We start from the raw sequence: 16,927 nt of genomic DNA on the forward strand, positions 1-16,927 counted from the left end.
GGTTGATATGCCTTTTTGATCCCGTGGTCCGCTGTACTTGCATATTCATATGGCGGATTTCGATTGTTCACAGAAGACCATAAATTGCGGATTGAGCGTTCGCTTTCCATTGACAAGCGATAATCCAGCCCTGTGGCAAGCCGTTCACGAAGATTGATCGATGTGGGCGTTTGGCGCAGTTGTCTCCTTCCTCTTCTAGTGCAAGGATCGGTTTCCAACGAAAACGGAACCGGATGAAATGACCGAGTACAGAGGCATCCGCTGGGCCTATGATCGCTATGAGATCATCGCAGACGGCATCGTCAATGGTGTGGGCGTGGTCCTTGCGCTGATCGGTGCCACAGTATTGATCTTCTATGCGACGGTTTGGAGCTCCTACGGCGAAATTGCCGCCGCCTGGATTTATGGCGTCGGTCTGGTGCTGACGCTTGGAATGTCCTTCACCTACAATCTATGGCCGGTCTCCCGGACGAAGTGGTTTCTCCGCCGCTTCGATCACTCCTTCATCTATGTCCTGATCGCTGCTACCTACACGCCTTTTCTGCAGCGGGGGTCCCAAGATCCGCTGCTTTTGGCCGTGTTGATCGCCGTCTGGGTCTTTGCGGCCTTCGGGATCATCCTGAAGATTCTTTTTCCAGGACGCTTCGATCGGCTGGCGATCCTGCTCTACCTTGCGATGGGCTGGAGCGGCATCCTCGTCGCCAAGCCCGTTTCCATGCATATCCCGTTTGCCTCGATGCTGCTCATCATCATCGGCGGCGTCATCTATTCGCTCGGCGTGATCTTTCACGTGTGGGAAAAGCTGCGCTTCCAGAATGCCATCTGGCATGGCTTCGTCGTTGCTGCCGCCGCCGTACATTATTCGGCGGTGCTGACCTGCTTCAGCCTGTCGCCGGAAAACTTTTGACGATCTCGGCTGTGGGCGCGCATTTCTTCGTCGAACGCAGGCTGCGCACGAGGCGCATGACGATGGCATCGTAGCGCTGCATGTCCGCCTTCGAATAGTCCATTTGGAAGAAGGCGGCGCCACCGTTGCAGAGCGCAACTCCACGCACATAGACGATGCGCCCCTGCCTAGTGCCGGAAAAGCTGATGCCGCGCGAATTCGATTTCGAATAGGAAATTTTCCAGCCTTGGTCCCTGGCGAGTGCCACGCGCCCATTCGCTTCCGATGCAAAATCGCCATTGGCAACCATCGTGCCGAAGACCTGCAGCGAAGCTGAGCGATCTGCCGGCGACAGCGACAGCCGATCCGTATCCTCGGAAGAGGCGGCAAGGTGGAATTCCGAGGGCAGCTCGATCGCGTAGCCTAGACCCACATTGTCATAGGACCACCAGTCCGCGGCAAGAGCCGTGGCCGGGAAGAGGAGTAGGATGGCGATCAGGCGGGCGAGCATTGCGGTTTCCGGGAGGCAGGATCTGCAAACCGATCGAGATTAGCGCTTTTTTGAGCGCAATTTCCATAGCGGTTCAGAAAATACCGATAAATTAGTGCAAATTCATTACAACTTCATTGCGAGCCATGCAGGAATGGCAAGGAATTCTGCAATGCTCCAACGTTCAAACCGGCATCGTGGGCTTCCGGACGATCCCTTATGTCCTGCAACCTCTACGGTTGCAGGCAGCAAAAATCGATTTCAGTGGTTTACGTCCGGTTTTCCCTTGTCGGGGCTTGAGACGATGTGTCCTTTCGCCTATCCCTTCAAGACCGTTCCGGCTTTGCCGGATTCTGCATGAACGTTCAGTTAGGGGGGAGCATGGCCGCCGCCACCGCGGGCCTGACATTCCTGGCTTTATGCCTGCCCTTTCTCGGTGCGCTGATCGCGCCGGTTGTCGTTCGGCGTTTGGGCCATAATGCGGCGTGGCTCCTGGCACTGTTTCCCGCTCTCGCCTTTCTGCATTTTTCGCGCTTCCTTCCGGCCGTCGCAGCCGGCGGCGTGCAACTTGGCGGTTTCGATTGGGTGCCGAGCCTTGATCTTAGGTTTTCCTGGCTGATTGACGGCCTGTCGCTGACCTTTGCATTGCTCATCACCGGCATCGGCATGCTGATCGTCCTCTATGCCGGCGGCTATCTGAAGGGGCATGTGGATCTCGGCCGCTTCTTTTCCTTCATCTTTCTTTTCATGGGCTCGATGCTCGGCCTCGTCGTCTCGGATAGCTTCCTGACGCTCTTCGTCTTCTGGGAGCTGACCTCGATCACCTCCTTCCTGCTGATCGGCTTCGATCATCACCGGGAGGTTTCGCGGCGGGCCGCACTGCAGGCGCTGGTCGTGACCGGCGGCGGCGGGCTGCTGTTGCTGGCCGGCCTGCTGCTGATCTGGCAGATCACCGGCATCGGCGCGATGTCCGATCTCCTGAAGGCTGGCGATGTCCTGCGCGCAAGCCCGCTCTATTTGGCGGCCCTGATCCTTGTTCTTGGCGGCGCCTTCACCAAATCGGCGCAGTTCCCGTTTCACTTCTGGCTGCCGAATGCCATGGAGGCGCCGACCCCGGTCTCGGCCTATCTGCACTCGGCAACCATGGTGAAGGCCGGCGTCTATCTGCTGATGCGGCTCAATCCGGTCATGGGTGGGACAGCGGCCTGGCAGACGATCTTGCCGGTCTTCGGCGCGGCGACCCTGTTGGTCGGAACCCTGCTTGCCATCCGCCAGACCGACTTGAAGCTGAAGCTCGCCTATACGACGGTTTCCTCGCTCGGCCTGCTTGTGATGCTTACCGGCTTCGGCACCGATTATGCCGTCGAAGCCGCCGTCCTCTATCTGGTGGCGCATTCGCTATTCAAGGGCGCCCTGTTCATGATCGCCGGCATCGTCGATCATGAAACGGGGACGCGCGACATCACCCGACTGGGCGGCTTGCGCTCGGCCATGCCGCTGACCTTTGCTGCAGCCTTGGTCGCCGCCGTGTCGATGGGTGGTCTGCCGCCGGCCTTCGGCTTCCTTGCCAAGGAAGAGATTTATGCCGCACTGGCACAGGCATCGCCTGCCGCGATCATCCTCACCATCATCGCCGTAGCTGGCAATGCGCTGATGTTTGCCATCGCCTTTGCGGTGGCGTTGAAGCCCTTCATCGGCGCGGTCACGGAGACGCCTCATCAGCCGCATGAGGCGCCGCCATTGCTCTGGCTCGGGCCGGTCGCGCTCGCTCTTCTCGGCCTCTTGTCGGCATTGTTTTCGGGCCGGTGGCACGATTATGTCTCTTCGCCGATGGCAAGCGCCGTTGGCGGCAAGGGATTGGAGATTTCGGTCTCCTTGATCCCCCATATTGGCGTGCCTCTTGCGCTTTCGCTGGTCACCGTGCTGATCGGCGTCATCGTCTACTGGCAGCTCGATCGCGCTCGTTTCCTGATGTCCGTCGTCCTGCGTGCCCTTGGGCCGGGACCGGATCGCGGTTTCGATGGGTTCATCTCCGGCCTGGTGCGATTGTCGCATGCCGTGTCGCGGCTGTTGCAGCCCGGCCGACTGGAAATCTACGTCACCGTCACTTTCCTTTGCCTGGCGGCGATGTTGCTGATCCCTCTCGCTGCTCATAGCGAGCTGCCCGCCATGCCAGCCTGGCCGAATCTGCAATGGCATGAGGCGACGATCTTCTTGATCGCGGTCATCGGCGTTGTGGCGGTGGTGTTTGCGCGCGATCGGCTGACGGCGATCGTTTCGCTCGGCATCCAGGGCTTTGCCGTCGCCGTCATCTTCCTGCTGTTCGGCGCACCGGATCTCTCCTTCACGCAGTTCATGGTCGAGACGCTTGCGGTCGTGATTCTGGCGCTTGTCATGACGCGGCTGAGGCTTTCGCCTTCCGATCGCCGGCCGCCGCTCGCCAGGATCGCCCATGCCGTGCTTGCCATTGCCTGCGGCAGCGGCTTTGCACTCCTCCTGCTGAAGGCGACCGAAGCGCCGTTCGACCTGACGCTGACGGCCTTCTTCAATCAATATTCGAAGCTGATCGCGCACGGCGACAATGTCGTCAACGTCATCATCGTCGATTTCCGCGGCACGGATACGCTCGGCGAAATCGCTGTCGTCGCCATGACTGGGCTTGCGATCCTGGCACTGATCCGCATCCGCGCCGGCGGTGAGCACAAGCTTGCGGCCAACGACCCCGACCTTGAGGATAAGCCTGGTCTTGACCAGAGGATGGAGGCCGGACGCCCATGAATACGCTGATCTTCCGCACCGCCGCGCCGTTTCTGACGGCCCTGATGCTGCTCTTCTCCGTTTTCGTGCTGCTGCGTGGCCATAACGAGCCCGGTGGCGGCTTTATCGGCGGTCTGATAGCGGCTTCGGCGCTCGCGATCTATGGTATCGCCTGTGGTGTGACCGCAGTCCGCCGCGCGATTGTCTTCCATCCGCTGTCGATTGGCGGCTTCGGCCTAGCTGCGGCGACCATCGCAGGCATCGTGTCCATATTGGCCGGCGTGCCGTTCATGACGGGGCTGTGGATCTATCCGCATCTCTTCGGTGTCGAAGTGCCGCTCTCCACCGTCATGCTTTTCGACACCGGCGTTTATCTGGTCGTCGTCGGCGCCATCACCTCGATCGCACTCGCGCTCGAAGAGCGGGAGGTGGATTGATGGAGGCCGTTTTCGCCGTCGTCGTCGGCATCTTCTTCACCGCCGCGATCTATCTGATGCTGTCGACGTACTCGATCCGCATCATGCTCGGCATCGCGATCCTCGGCAACGCCGTCAACCTTCTGCTATTCACGGCCGGCCGGGTTACGCCCGAAGTGCCGCCCATCATTCAGAAAGGCAAGACCACGCTCGATCTTGCAGCCGCCAATCCGCTGCCACAGGCCTTGATCCTGACGGCGATCGTCATCTCCTTCTCGTTCCTGGCTTTCCTGCTTGTCCTGACCTATCGAGCCTATCAGGCCTTGAAGACCGACAACACGGGCGAGATGCGGCTCGCCGAACCGGAGGAGCGGCCGCTGCCGCCCTTGGGGTACTGACGCCATGGCCGGACCCACGGAGACAGCAGTCGATCTCTCCCATGCGCTGGTTGCCGCACCGATACCAATGGGACATTGGCTCGTCATTTCGCCGGTCGTCTTGTGCATCGGGCTCGGCGCACTTCTTCTGATGCTGCGCAATCGCACCGAATGGCATGCCGCGATCGCCATTCCAGGCCTTGTGCTGCTGGTGCTGATCGATGCCGCCTTGCTCTATAGGGTCGTCAGCGATGGCGCCGTGACCATGGTCATGGGGCGATGGCTGCCGCCCTTCGGCATTGCCTTCACCGTCGATATTTTCGGCGCGCTCATGGCCTTGACGGCGGCGGTCGTCGCGCTCGCGGCAAGTTTCTATTCGCTTGGCGAAATCACGGTGAGCGGTCGGCGGTATGGCTTCTTTCCATTCCTGATGCTGCTACTCGCCGGCGTTAGCGGTGCCTTCCTGACGGGCGATGTCTTCAATCTCTACGTCTGGTTCGAGGTGCTGCTGATCTCGTCCTTCGGCCTGCTGATCCTCGGCTCGGAGCCGGAGCAGATCGACGGTGCGCTGAAATATGCCGTCCTTAACCTGATCGCCACCACGCTCTTTCTCGTCTCCGTCGGCTATCTCTACGCCGTCTTCGGCACGCTCAACATGGCCGATATCGCGATGAAGGCGAGGGCAGGTGACAGCAGCGCACCGCTGATGACACTGGCCGGCCTGTTCCTGCTGGCCTTCGGCATGAAGGCCGCCGCCTTTCCGGTCAATTTCTGGCTCCCGGCCTCCTACCACACGCCACGCATCACCGTTTCGGCTATTTTTGCCGGCTTGCTGACCAAGGTCGGCGTCTATGCGCTGATCCGGGTTCTGGTCATGCTGCTGCCTGTCGAGCGGGCAGGACTTGGTCCGCTCGTCACGGTCGTCGCAATTGCCACCATGCTTGTTGGCGTCGTCGGCGCGCTCGGGGCAAACGACGTCAGGCGCATGCTTGGCTATATTGTCATCTCGGGCATCGGCACGATGCTGGCCGGCGTCGCCCTCGGCAATGCCGACGGCCTCAGCGGGGCGATCTTCTATGCACTGCATTCGATGGTGCTGATGACGGCACTTTACCTGCTCGCAGGGCAGGCGGCGCGGCTCGGCGGCAGCTTTTCCTTGAGCGCCCTCGGCGGTCTCTATCGCCGCAGCGGCTGGTTTGCCGGCATCTCGCTGGTGCTCTTTTTCGCCATCAGCGGCCTGCCGCCCTTTTCCGGCTTCTGGCCCAAGGTCGTGCTCGTGAAGGCGGCGCTCGCGACGGGCGCATGGGGGCTTGCGGCAACAATCCTTTTGGCCGGTTTCCTGACGACGATCGTCTTCGGGCGGGTATTTCTTCTAGCCTATTGGCGCCCGGCGGCGGCAGGTGAGATCGCAGCGGAGCCGATTGCATGGCAGGCAGCGCTGCCGCTCCTTGCTCTTTCTCTGCTCGTTGTCGGCTTCGGCCTGTTTCCGGAATGGCTCCTACACCTGACGCAGGCCGCCGCTGCCGGCCTTGAGCAACCATCGGCCTATCTGCGCTCGGTCTTCCCCGCGGCAGGGGGCGCGCAATGATCCTGTTCGTCTTCAACCTTTTGCTCGCCATCGTCTGGGCCGCCATCACCGGCAGCGCGTCCTTCATCAATCTGGTGTTCGGATTCGTTCTTGCGGCAATTGCGCTGGCGATCGTCCGCTCGTCCTATGGCGGCGTGCTTTATCTCGGGCGTGTGCACCGCATTTTGGCATTGCTGTTGCTGTTCATACGAGAGCTCGCCAAGTCGGTCTGGGCGGTCGCCATCGCCGTCATGAGCCCCAGGATGGATGTGAAACCCGGCATCTTCGCCTTTTCCCTTACGGTCGATCGTGATTTCGAAATCACCCTGCTTGCCAATCTCATCACCCTGACGCCTGGCACGCTCTCCGTCGACGTCTCCGATGATCGCAAAACGCTCTACGTCCATGCGCTCGACTGCTCCGATCCGGAAACGATCCGGGGCAGCATCGCCGACGGCTTCGAACGCCGGATCATGGAGGCTTTCCGATGATGGCCGCATCCGTCGTCTCAGCCGCCGCGATGGTGGCGCTCGGCATTCTGAGCATTGCCTTCCTGTTGACCGTGTATCGCGTGGTGGCCGGCCCAACCTTGCCGGACCGGGTCCTGGCGCTCGATATGCTGGTGGCGATCGCCATCGGCTTCATCGCCGTTATCGCCATCAAGACGGGTTTCACGCTTTATATCGATATTGCCATCTCGCTCGGTCTCGTCGGCTTTCTCGCGACCGTTGCCTTCGCACGGTTCATCCTGACACAGGGGCAATCCGATGCCGTGCAACAGGCCGGCGCAGGACGAGAGAGTATTGCTGCCGAAGGCAAAAGGCCGCGTAAGCACCGCGGGCGGAAGAAGGGAGGGCGATAGTGGATTTGCTTTGGGCCGTCATAGTAACTGCGCTTCTACTTTCGGGCGCGCTTTTCTCGCTTATCGCTGCGATTGGCATCGTGCGTCTTCCCGATCTCTACAGTCGCATGCATGCGGCGTCGAAGGCGGGTACGGTCGGCTCCGGCCTACTGCTACTTGCAGTCGGTATCCATTCGCAGGACATATCCGTTCTGGCAAGAGCATTGGCCGGCTTCGTCTTTTTCGTGCTGACGGCACCGATTGCGGCACATCTTCTCGCGCGTGCGGCACACAAGGCTGGACATCGCCTGACGCCGCCCTCCGTGCGGGATGAACTGCTGACGAGGGAGCAGATCACCAAAGGCGCGTATAGAAAGAAGGGCTAACAAACGTGTAAATTGTTCAGGAAGGAATAGCTGTTCGCGTTATTAGTTACCTGTTTTTTAGTAGATGAATTTTTTGCGAAGAAATGTAGGGATTAAAAACTGGACATTTGGATAAAGAGTGCTAATTCAGATTCAAGTAGAGTTCTGATGTTGAGTTAGTCTCGACCGGGTTTAAGCTCTCAATGCTTTTATCTTTCTTTGATGAAAAGCTGAGCAAAACTTTCTTCCGGTAAGCGATTAAAGATCGCTATCGCGGTCGCTAATTCTGATATCAGGCGGCAAGGGGCGGTTTTCTCTCTCGTGAGGTCTAGGGGTGGATTTCATGTGGAAAGAAATTTGGTTTTATCCACCGTTTTCTTGCTGGTGACTGCTACGAATACGAGCAATGCGTTTGCGCTGATTGCTCGGCGCTGGGACATATCGAAATCAACAGATTTCCGTAGCCAAGCGCAAATTATATAGCAACGTTGTGCCCTGCGTGCTCTCCGGAGGCGCGGACGCAGCAGGCAAGCCGATGAACAGGAGAACACAATGACAGATGCGGCCCTTGGCAACGGGCAGGAGTTACTGGTTGAACTGACTGCCGACATTGTTGCGGCCTATGTCAGCAACCATGTCGTACCGGTCAGCGACCTTCCGAATTTGATTTCCGACGTACATTCCGCCTTGAGCAGCACCTCGGCTCCGGCACCTGCCGTAACCGTGGTCGAAAAGCAGAAGCCGGCCGTATCCGTTCGCAAATCCGTGCAGGATGATCAGATCACCTGCCTCGAATGTGGCGGCAGCTTCAAGTCTTTGAAGCGCCATCTGATGACTCATCATGGTCTTTCGCCGGAAGAGTATCGCGAAAAGTGGGATCTCGCTGCCGATTATCCGATGGTTGCGCCAGCCTATGCGGAAGCCCGTTCGCGCCTGGCAAAGGAAATGGGCCTCGGTCAGCGTCGCAAGCGCGGCCGCTGAGGGTTCCATAAAGAGCTTGAAGATAACCCGGCTTTTGGGCCGGGTTATCCCCATTTTGGCTGCAGGGTGGCCTATGCCGCGGCCCTGACACGAGCCTCTTCGCGAATGCGTTTGATCATCGAGCGCAATCCGTTGGCGCGCTGCGAGGACAGATGCTCCACCAGCCCGATCTTTCCGAAGACGTCGAGAGCATCGAGGGCCGCGATTTCCGAAGCTGGCTTGCCGGAATAGGTGGCAAGCACGATTGCCACCAGCCCGCGCACGATATGTGCGTCTGAATCGCCTTCAAAGGTCAATATCGGATTGTCCGGATCGCCAGATGCATGCGTGACGAGCCAGACCTGGCTCGCACAGCCCTGCACCTTGTTTTCCAGCGTCCGCTTTTCCTCCGGCAGATCGGGCAGTGCCTTGCCGAGCTCGATCACAAAGCGGTAGCGATCCTCCCATTCGTCCAGGAAGGAAAAGTCTTCGATGATCTTCTCAAGCGGTGTCATTGCAGCAGTCCAGATTGTCCATTGTCTTGGATATAGGCGAAACGATGCCCGATTTGAACCCGGGACGACAAAGAACGCCACCGACCATAGGGTCGGCGGCGCTGAAGTTGGGGCCAATGGAAGAAATGTCAGATATGTGGGCGCGGCATCGGCAGCGGAATGGAGGACGGTAGTTTGACCGTGCCGGTAACGACGACGTCGGCAGTGTCGGTGCCACTGATGCGTTTGGCCGGCATCGGCTGCGCCATGGCAGCGACCTGATCGGTATTAGCGTGAGGTGCCGCGACATTGGCTTCGGCGGCAGACTGCTGATCCTTGAAGTGACGGCCGAGCATGTCGTAGGCGACGCGAGCGCCATCGCCGACCTGATAGCCGAGCGCCGTCAGCGTTTCGCCGCCCTTGGCACAGACATCCGGCTTCTCGTTGCACATGGCGCCGACATATTGAACGACGCCCGATGCAGCCGAAATCGCATCGGAAACCTGTACCGTCGGCTCGCCGCCTGGCGGAGGCCCGCCTTCGGGTTTTGCAAAGATCGGCAGGAACATGAGAACCAGCGAAAACCAGAACCCTGCTCTAATCAGAAACCACATCGCCTAGCCCATCCTCTCTGTCGCTCGGCTCGAGCGCCGATTCGGACTTGCCCGTCCGATCTGGTTCGAACCCTATCTGGCAGAGGACAACAGCGCTTTTCAAAACTCGGCAGTATTTTCTGCAATTTTGATTCAAATTTTAGCTTTCCGGCTTTGAACAGCATTTGGTTCAAATTGTAGCGATTGCTGTTAAGCATGTCTCGCCCTATCCGCCTGATATGCAGGGGTTTGCGGATGCAAGCCTCGCCACAAAAGTTAACGCGCGGCGGAAATACGAATAAAATCCGTTGCTTACCCGCTGTTAACCACAAAAAACAAAGGTCCCTCATTCTGCGTCAAAACGGGATTTTGCGCCCTTTTCGGCCGTCCTGCGCGTTCCTTCTTTATTCTTTCCTTAAGCCGGCGGGGCCTATTGTGCAGTCCGATAAGTGACCGTTTTGACGGGTTGTAGTGTGCGCGTATTGAGTGACATTTCTGTCGGGGCCGTAGCCTTCGTGAACCGGGTAGGCCGAAGCTGGCTCTCCCGGACGAGCGGGGATGGCGAAGTCCGTGGGCAGGAGCTGGCGATCCTGCGCCGGCTTGCGCTCGTCTCTTCCGTGGCGCTGTTTGCCGTTCCGGCTGGTCTTTCCCTCGTCACCAGCCCGGCCGTGGCGCTGCCTGCCGGTGTGGCCACGGTCTGTGCCGCTTTCCTCTTTTCGGCCGTCGGCAGCATCGCGCTGTCGCGCCAGCGGCCTGCCCTCCACCCGGCGGAGGCCGTCGTCGTCGAGCACCGCGATCTGATGCTGGAGTCGGCCTTCGGCCTCGTCCTGCTGCTCGATCCCCAGGGCAATGTGACCACAGTCGGTGGTCGCGATCGCGCGGAATTTCTGAGCTGGATGCGCGACCCAACCGGGCGTGGCTTCATCGAGCAGATCCACGTCTCGGACAGAATCGTCTTCCTGCAGGCGATCGACGTGCTGCGCCAGGGTAGGGATGCCCATAGCGCCGATCTGCGCCTGGAACGTTCGGCTGTTGTCGGCGGTGATGACCAGTTCGTCCATGTTCGCATGGAGCTGACCGCTCGCCGCGATGGCGAGGGGCGCCTGGCGGCAATCGTCAGCCAGCTGCGCGATATCTCCCAGGACCAGCAGCTTCGCGAGGATGCGGCACGCAAGGCGGCCGAGGCGGAATCGGCCAATGACGCCAAGTCGCGCTTCCTCGCTGCCGTCAGCCATGAGCTGCGTACCCCGCTCAACGCGATCCTGGGCTTTTCCGATATTCTGAGCGGCGAATATTTCGGCAAGCTGGAAAATGACCGCCAGCGCGAATATGTCGGCCTGATCCGTCAGTCAGGCGCGCACCTGCTATCGGTCGTCAACACCATGCTCGATATGAGCAAGATCGAGGCCGGCCGCTACGAACTGCTGCTCGAATCCTTCGCGATCGAAGACACCATTGCGACATGCGAAGCCATGCTGGGACTGCAGGCGAAGGAAAAGGGACTGACGCTCACAAGCCGCATCCAACGGGGTCTCGGCGAGATCGTCGCCGACCAGCGGGCGATCCAGCAAATCCTCATCAACCTCGTCGGCAATGCCATCAAGTTCACCGATGCGGGCGGCGCGATCACCATCGATGCGGCTTTGGCTGACGGCATGTTGAAGCTGTCGATCGGCGATACGGGCATCGGCATTGCCAGCGAACGGCTGGCATCGCTCGGCCAGCCCTTCGTGCAGATCCAGAACGACTACACCCGCCGCTATGCCGGCACCGGCCTCGGGCTCTCACTGGTCAAGGGCCTCGTCGGCCTGCATGGCGGAAACTTCTCGATTGCCAGCGCGCCGGGCGAAGGCACGGTCATTACCATCCTCATTCCGTTCGACGGCTCCGGTGCCGTGACGATGCAGCAGCCTGTGGATGTTAATCGCCCTGTCGATTTTCCGCCGCGCCTGAAACATACTGTGGAGATAGATGAAGGGCGAAACAAGGAACTGATGAATGGCCCCGCAAAAGCGAAAATCGCCTAAGGGAAGAGGAAGGGGCAAGCGCAAGCAGCCCGGCCTGGCTTCCCGTGGTGCGGTTGCCCTTGGCAGCCTGAGCCTGCGCGGCAGCACCGCGCTGGGCGGCCTTGGCCTTCGCGGTGCGGGCGCGCTCGCCGCCGTGATCGGCAGTGCAGTCGGCCGTCATCCCGCCATTGCCGGCGGCGTCGCGCTCTTCTTCGGGGTTTTCGGTTTCGTCACCGCCAACGCACTCTGGTATCAGACAGGCGCGCATCCATCGCCCATATTGCGCACACGCGATCCCGCGTCTCCCTACCAGATCCCTGGCCGCAAATCCTTCCTGCACGCGCAGCAGGCCGATGCCGGCAACGTCACCACCTTTCGGATAGAACGGCAGGATTCGGCCTCCGATCCTGCCACGCCACCCTCAACAGGGCAGGCCGCAAGCGCAGCCGCAGCACAGTCGTCCAACGCGCCATCGAAACTGATTGCCGATGTACAGGCCGAGCTCATCCGTCATGGCCTCTACGATGGCGCAACGGATGGAAAGCCGGGATCGCGCACGACATCGGCCATCCTCTTCTTCCAGGAGGCGTCCGGTCTTCCGCAGACCGGCACGCCGACACCGGAGCTTCTGGCCACCCTCAAGGCCAGCAATGCCGCCGCTGCACAGTCGGCCGGCAGCCGAGCGAATGTGGCGGCTGCCGTCCCCACCGAGCGCCCCGTCAACGTTTCCGCCACGGCGGATGCGATCGACCCTGTCGCTGCCGCCATCCAGAATGCCGAGAAGAACATCCGGACCGGTGCTGTCGTTGCCAAGGCAACGCCGAGCGATGCGGTCAACAAGGTCAATATGGTCATGCAGATCCAGAAGGGTCTAAGCAACATCGCCTATAGCAATGTCAGCATCGACGGCGTTGCCGGCGAGCAGACGAAGGCAGCTATCCGCCGCTTCCAGAAGCACTATCGCCTGCCGGAGACCGGGGAGCCGAACATGGCGGTCCTCAAGAAGCTGCAGGATATCGGCGCGCTCTGAAGCCCGCCGTACAAACCTCTGCCGCAAAGCTGGTACGACTACGCGCTGTAGGCGGCTTCAATTGCCTTGGCGGGCCTGCACCGCTATAGCTCGGGCATGAGATTGCGCAGCGACATCTTTGTTTCCGCTCTTGTCCGCCGCTTGTTTGCGCGTGGCGATTTTGCCGCTGTCGAACACAAGGGCGAGGAGCAGGCCGGCGCGATCTTCTTCCGCCAGCGCTTCCGCGATGGATCGGAAACCCTCTATGCGCCGGCACCGCAGAGCCTGTTCGATGAGGAGGAGAGCGGGACGCGGCTCTTCGAGATCCGCATCGAGCGGAAGGAACCGCAGGAAATCCGCGAAACCCTTGATCGGGAGCTGAAATTCGATCCTGATTTATGGATCGTCGAACTGGAAACGGACGATATCGGCGATATCGTCCCCTTAGCCGGTTTCCGCGCCAATCCGCTGGATTGAGCCGTCCTTATCGACGGTTTGCGACACGCAACGCGCGGATGGATCCCGAATTCGGCCCGAACAGCGGTGCGGCAGGACGCTGCGCCGGCTTTTCCTGCGGCAGATAGGTATAGCTGTCGGCGCGACGCCACGCCTCGACGCGCGCCTGGCTCTCTTCCGAGTCGATATCATCGAGCACCAGCCATGCGCGGCTGACGCTGCCATGCCGTTCGGCCAGATGCGGATAGAAGCGCTCGAGCGAATAGACGGCATCGGCGATGCCCATGCCGAGGCTGACGAGCGTGACGGCAAGTTGTTGCCCCGAAGTGTCGAGCAGGATGCGTTCAGCAAGCCAGTAGCTGGAGGAGAGGGCATCGGCGAGCGTCGTTGCGAATTGCACTGCATCGCGCTCGCGGGCAAAACGGACGAGCAGCGCCTCGTGCGTCTCGCTGAGGCTGCGCAGACCGAGCCGGTCGCTGTCGTCGCGGGTCAGATGACGCGCAGCCTGTTTGATCTGCTGGCGTAAGATTTCTTCGCGCGACTGCCGTTCGGTTTCCGCCGTCTCGGCTTGGGATGAAGCCGCGGCCGCCGGCTGCTCCGGCACTGTCATGCCACGGTCCGGTTCGGCCTGATGCAGGCCGACGAGCGCGTCGATGACCTTGGGAGAGAGCGACGAGCGGCGGACGATTGCCCGCGCGTGGGCGGCCCCTTGCGTGCGGGCGATAGTGATGAGTGTATCGTCGTCGATCGCCTGCGAACTCGTGAGGAACGGAGCGGCAATGGCGATCGGCTGACAGCCGATGAACAGGGCAACGGCCTGGGGCACGGTTTCACATTGGGAGAGGGCGGCAACCGCCTGCCGCTTCGCCTCGTTCGAAGATGCCTGGAAAACGGGGGTGAAAAGCTCTGCGAACTGGCGAAGTTCCGATTTGGACGGATGGCCCATACCTTCGAAGCTGGTGATCGTCGCCATCAGAACCACGTCCTTCTTGCGGACAGTCGCAGGTTCTTCAAGGTCTCTAAACCGATCACGCACGCCAACACCCATACTGATACGCCGAACAAAAAAGCAGGGAGCCCGAAGGTCGACCATGGCTTCCGCTTTGCTTCACTCCAGTCGGACGGAACGACTCTTTCGATAAAGAGGGCGTCCTCGATGATGACTGTCGAAACGGGTATGGACACGGTCGTCCTTATGTGGCTTTCGCCAAAGACTAAGGCCGGCAGGGTTAATGGTTCGTGAAAACTTTATTAAAATCCGAATAAAAATTGCGCGTTAAGCTTGCGCGAGGTGCGCAGCCGCATTTTGTCCGCATGGACGGCAGTCGGGAAGAAAGCGAGCCTGTGGAAAACCTTTCAGCGCATAGACGCCCGCAGGCAAATTCAACCTATGAGTGCTTCGGCTGCGGAGATAGTCAAAAGCAACGCTACCCGCTGCAAAGCGGAGATCCAGTCTCTTCATGCAGATAGGATTCTTCAGATGCCCTTGTGCTCGCGCAAGGCTGCGAGCAGCTTTTCCGAGGTGTTGTAGCCGGATTGAAAAAGGCCTATTGCGGCCGTAGCCGCGAACTGGGCTTCCGTGCTTTTAATATCGATCCGCTTTTCCAGGCACCATCCATCCAGCGCATCGCGCAGGACGGTGACATCCTCCGGTGAAAAGACGGAGCTGCCCGTCGCATACATTGATTGCCCTCGAATTACGACCTTACATTACGTTAATTTTTTGTGAGCGCAAATAATATTTGTATGACGCTTTTCTGCAACGTTGCATTCACGCTTTCTATGTGCCCGCTAGGTCATCTGGGTAGGTAAGGTCATGATATTGCTCGATTTCAGGGCAGAAACGCGTCCCGCAATTTTTCAACGGCCGATGAAACCAAAGCCGCCGTCGCGGCGTTAATAGAGCATAACAAGTGATGCCGAGAATGACGGACGACGAGAATTAGCATTCTGTTAACTGCGATATGTCTGAATTCCGATTGAAAGCAGCCATTGGCAGAATGTGATTGATGTAAAGGCAGCATGAAAGCCGAAAATCGGTGCTCATGCCACGGTGTAAGGGAAAGGCCGTGAGAAGGCGCGAATGCCTCCATTGAAGCCCAGAGACAAAGGCTGGAATGGAGGGGAGCGCTAGCCCGCTTCAGTGGCGGGCAGGGTGAAATCAAGTCGCAGGTTCATCCGTCTCGAGACATTAATGGAGACGAGAATGGCAAAGATCATATCTCTTACGGATTGGCGATTGCGCCTGCCGCCGCGCGCCCAGAAAGAGCCGGTGGAGGCAAAGATACTGTTGTTCACCGGCGTGCGTTACGAGCATCTTGACACACCAACGCATCGTCCCGGGACGGGGCCGAAGCGGGCAAAGGGAAAGTAAGCGCTTCAATATATGCAAGCCAAGGGCGAGTTCGCGCCGGCCTGTCATTTGCCGCCGCAAAGATTTCAGCCAACAAAAGATATCAACCCCCAAAGATATCAACCATTGTCGAATTCGTCGCAGCCGGCCTGAGAGAGGAATTCTTGCGCCGCATCATCGAAACTTCCCTGCGGCGCCATGGTGCGCAGCACCGCATAGCCTTGAGCCCGCGGCACTTCCACCAGGATCGATTGGGCAAGGGTGGATGGGAGCGCCTTGCGTATGCCAGTCAGCTGGACAGGCGATGCAAGTAGCAAATCGAGCGCTCCGCCGACCGATGTGCGATCGCTCATGCTGAACACTTCATTGGATGCCGCGTCATAGATGGCAAGCGACCAGAACGGCACCTTGCCCTTCGCGGTCAAATGAACGGGCGTATCCTCGATGTCGAAAGCGCAGACGGCCGTGCGGATATAAGGATCGGTGTTGGAAAGCCCAGCATCGTCATCCTTGTCGTCGAGCATGTAGAAATGGTTCTCGTCGCCCTCATCCGAAACGCGCGTATAGGCATCCCGATCGGAGAAGTGCGGCAGCGACAGAATGATGATGATATGCAGCAGTACCGCACCGAATAGGCCGGTCAGAATCGCGAAGACGAATCTAAACATTGCCGCACCCGATCTTCTCGAGTTTCGGCATGCCAAGATCGATCAGGCCGGAATTGCTGGCCGCCGGCGAATCCAGGAGCGTCCATACCAGGCGGAAATTGCCAGATGAGGGCAAGGCGAGCCAATTGCCCGCCTGGGCTGAGGATGAAACGGTGATGTTGAAGGTCGAATCCGGCTTGCGCAGCACCACCCAGGAATTGATGGTGGAAGGGCGACCGGCAGCATCTTCGATCGGCCGGCCGTCATTGCCGGCGATGAAGAGGGTCCACAGCCTTGCCGGCGGCGTCTGGCCGCTGATGCGGTAGCTGCAGCTCGCCGTCAATCTCGCGCCGGCATCGTCATCGGAAGCGGTGAATACCAGCCCTTCGGCAGTACCGTAAAGCAGCCGCCCCGCACGAGCTCTATGCGATTTCGCATAAGGGTCCGCATCCGCCGTCTGCATTTCGGGGAAGGCCTGCCAGGCGCCAAGCTTGATCGCGCCAAAGCCTGATGTGGCATCCAGCGCCAGAAGCGTGAACACGATACCGCCGCCAAAGGCGATGACAAGCGAAAGCGCAACAAGAAGGGGAACTCGGAACACCCTAGGATCGTCCTCGTGACAAATCAGTGTCGATTTATTCCTGATTCTGGCGGTAGGGGAAAGGGCAAGCCACTATTTACGGCTATCTTGAGAACAATGACGAAGATCG

The 16,927-nt window shown here is 59.5% G+C and carries 20 protein-coding genes; 13 read left to right on the forward strand and 7 right to left on the reverse strand.

Annotated features, from left to right (window positions below; all coding sequences use genetic code 11):
• The first annotated feature begins 238 nt into the window (after positions 1-238).
• Positions 239-907, forward strand: coding sequence for a PAQR family membrane homeostasis protein TrhA (gene trhA / locus AC13RM_RS05620; protein ID WP_113229429.1), 669 nt, complete (start codon positions 239-241; stop codon positions 905-907).
• Here trhA and AC13RM_RS05625 read toward each other — a convergent pair.
• Positions 882-1,397: a hypothetical protein gene (locus AC13RM_RS05625; RefSeq protein WP_440479107.1), complete on the reverse strand. Its 516-nt coding sequence runs from the start codon at positions 1,395-1,397 to the stop codon at positions 882-884. The genes trhA and AC13RM_RS05625 overlap by 26 nt on opposite strands.
• A 360-nt stretch (positions 1,398-1,757) precedes the next feature.
• On the opposite strand from AC13RM_RS05625, the gene AC13RM_RS05630 reads away from it, so the two are divergent.
• From AC13RM_RS05630 to AC13RM_RS05665, 8 genes are all read left to right on the forward strand, one after another.
• Entirely contained in the window at positions 1,758-4,154 is a 2,397-nt protein-coding gene (locus tag AC13RM_RS05630) for a putative monovalent cation/H+ antiporter subunit A (protein WP_488554690.1), read from the forward strand.
• The gene (locus tag AC13RM_RS05635) at positions 4,151-4,570 is read left to right on the forward strand and encodes a Na+/H+ antiporter subunit B (protein WP_374815875.1); all 420 of its coding nucleotides are present in this window, start codon (positions 4,151-4,153) and stop codon (positions 4,568-4,570) included. Before AC13RM_RS05630 ends, AC13RM_RS05635 begins: the two co-directional genes overlap by 4 nt.
• Positions 4,570-4,947 (forward strand): Na+/H+ antiporter subunit C, encoded by a 378-nt coding sequence (locus AC13RM_RS05640; protein WP_374815877.1) that lies wholly within the window; start codon positions 4,570-4,572, stop codon positions 4,945-4,947. Before AC13RM_RS05635 ends, AC13RM_RS05640 begins: the two co-directional genes overlap by 1 nt.
• Before the next feature lie 4 nt (positions 4,948-4,951).
• The gene (locus AC13RM_RS05645; RefSeq protein WP_374815879.1) at positions 4,952-6,514 is read left to right on the forward strand and encodes a Na+/H+ antiporter subunit D; all 1,563 of its coding nucleotides are present in this window, start codon (positions 4,952-4,954) and stop codon (positions 6,512-6,514) included.
• Complete coding sequence (locus AC13RM_RS05650) at positions 6,511-6,984, forward strand: Na+/H+ antiporter subunit E (RefSeq protein ID WP_374815881.1); 474 nt, start codon at positions 6,511-6,513, stop codon at positions 6,982-6,984. Before AC13RM_RS05645 ends, AC13RM_RS05650 begins: the two co-directional genes overlap by 4 nt.
• Positions 6,981-7,355: a cation:proton antiporter gene (locus AC13RM_RS05655; protein ID WP_285173633.1), complete on the forward strand. Its 375-nt coding sequence runs from the start codon at positions 6,981-6,983 to the stop codon at positions 7,353-7,355. Before AC13RM_RS05650 ends, AC13RM_RS05655 begins: the two co-directional genes overlap by 4 nt.
• On the forward strand, positions 7,355-7,720 hold the full coding sequence (gene mnhG / locus AC13RM_RS05660; RefSeq protein ID WP_113229437.1) for a monovalent cation/H(+) antiporter subunit G: 366 nt from the start codon (positions 7,355-7,357) through the stop codon (positions 7,718-7,720). Before AC13RM_RS05655 ends, mnhG begins: the two co-directional genes overlap by 1 nt.
• Positions 7,721-8,251: 531 nt before the next feature.
• The gene (locus AC13RM_RS05665; RefSeq protein ID WP_069616071.1) at positions 8,252-8,680 is read left to right on the forward strand and encodes a Ros/MucR family transcriptional regulator; all 429 of its coding nucleotides are present in this window, start codon (positions 8,252-8,254) and stop codon (positions 8,678-8,680) included.
• A gap of 71 nt (positions 8,681-8,751) precedes the next feature.
• Here the strand turns inward: AC13RM_RS05665 and AC13RM_RS05670 are convergent, their stop codons facing one another.
• Together AC13RM_RS05670 and AC13RM_RS05675 are read right to left on the reverse strand one after the other, a co-directional pair.
• Complete coding sequence (locus AC13RM_RS05670; protein WP_092710230.1) at positions 8,752-9,174, reverse strand: SufE family protein; 423 nt, start codon at positions 9,172-9,174, stop codon at positions 8,752-8,754.
• 128 nt (positions 9,175-9,302) lie between these two features.
• Positions 9,303-9,767 carry a DUF5330 domain-containing protein gene (locus AC13RM_RS05675; RefSeq protein WP_374815884.1) on the reverse strand — a complete coding sequence of 155 codons (465 nt, stop codon included), beginning with the start codon at positions 9,765-9,767 and terminating at the stop codon, positions 9,303-9,305.
• Between the two features lie 452 nt (positions 9,768-10,219).
• On the opposite strand from AC13RM_RS05675, the gene AC13RM_RS05680 reads away from it, so the two are divergent.
• From AC13RM_RS05680 to AC13RM_RS05690, 3 genes are all read left to right on the forward strand, one after another.
• Positions 10,220-11,773, forward strand: a complete 1,554-nt coding sequence (locus AC13RM_RS05680; RefSeq protein ID WP_488554691.1) for a sensor histidine kinase — start codon at positions 10,220-10,222, stop codon at positions 11,771-11,773.
• Positions 11,745-12,782, forward strand: coding sequence for a peptidoglycan-binding domain-containing protein (locus AC13RM_RS05685; RefSeq protein ID WP_488554692.1), 1,038 nt, complete (start codon positions 11,745-11,747; stop codon positions 12,780-12,782). The genes AC13RM_RS05680 and AC13RM_RS05685 overlap by 29 nt, the downstream gene beginning before the upstream one ends.
• A gap of 96 nt (positions 12,783-12,878) precedes the next feature.
• The gene (locus AC13RM_RS05690) at positions 12,879-13,238 is read left to right on the forward strand and encodes a DUF1491 family protein (RefSeq protein WP_488554693.1); all 360 of its coding nucleotides are present in this window, start codon (positions 12,879-12,881) and stop codon (positions 13,236-13,238) included.
• A 7-nt stretch (positions 13,239-13,245) separates the two neighbouring features.
• Here AC13RM_RS05690 and AC13RM_RS05695 read toward each other — a convergent pair whose 3' ends face one another.
• Positions 13,246-14,265, reverse strand: a complete 1,020-nt coding sequence (locus AC13RM_RS05695; RefSeq protein WP_488554694.1) for a DUF2336 domain-containing protein — start codon at positions 14,263-14,265, stop codon at positions 13,246-13,248.
• A gap of 428 nt (positions 14,266-14,693) precedes the next feature.
• Positions 14,694-14,900: a hypothetical protein gene (locus AC13RM_RS05700; RefSeq protein ID WP_113229441.1), complete on the reverse strand. Its 207-nt coding sequence runs from the start codon at positions 14,898-14,900 to the stop codon at positions 14,694-14,696.
• 523 nt (positions 14,901-15,423) lie between these two features.
• On the opposite strand from AC13RM_RS05700, the gene AC13RM_RS05705 reads away from it, so the two are divergent.
• Positions 15,424-15,591 carry a hypothetical protein gene (locus tag AC13RM_RS05705; RefSeq protein ID WP_488554695.1) on the forward strand — a complete coding sequence of 56 codons (168 nt, stop codon included), beginning with the start codon at positions 15,424-15,426 and terminating at the stop codon, positions 15,589-15,591.
• A gap of 98 nt (positions 15,592-15,689) precedes the next feature.
• On the opposite strand, the gene AC13RM_RS05710 is transcribed toward AC13RM_RS05705, so the two are convergent.
• Both AC13RM_RS05710 and AC13RM_RS05715 read right to left on the reverse strand, forming a co-directional pair.
• On the reverse strand, positions 15,690-16,238 hold the full coding sequence (locus AC13RM_RS05710) for a DUF1254 domain-containing protein (RefSeq protein ID WP_488554696.1): 549 nt from the start codon (positions 16,236-16,238) through the stop codon (positions 15,690-15,692).
• Positions 16,231-16,818, reverse strand: coding sequence for a DUF1214 domain-containing protein (locus AC13RM_RS05715; protein ID WP_285173623.1), 588 nt, complete (start codon positions 16,816-16,818; stop codon positions 16,231-16,233). The genes AC13RM_RS05710 and AC13RM_RS05715 overlap by 8 nt, the downstream gene beginning before the upstream one ends.
• Positions 16,819-16,927 lie beyond the last annotated feature (109 nt).

Source organism: Martinezella sp. CNPSo 3732 (genome assembly GCF_057784515.1).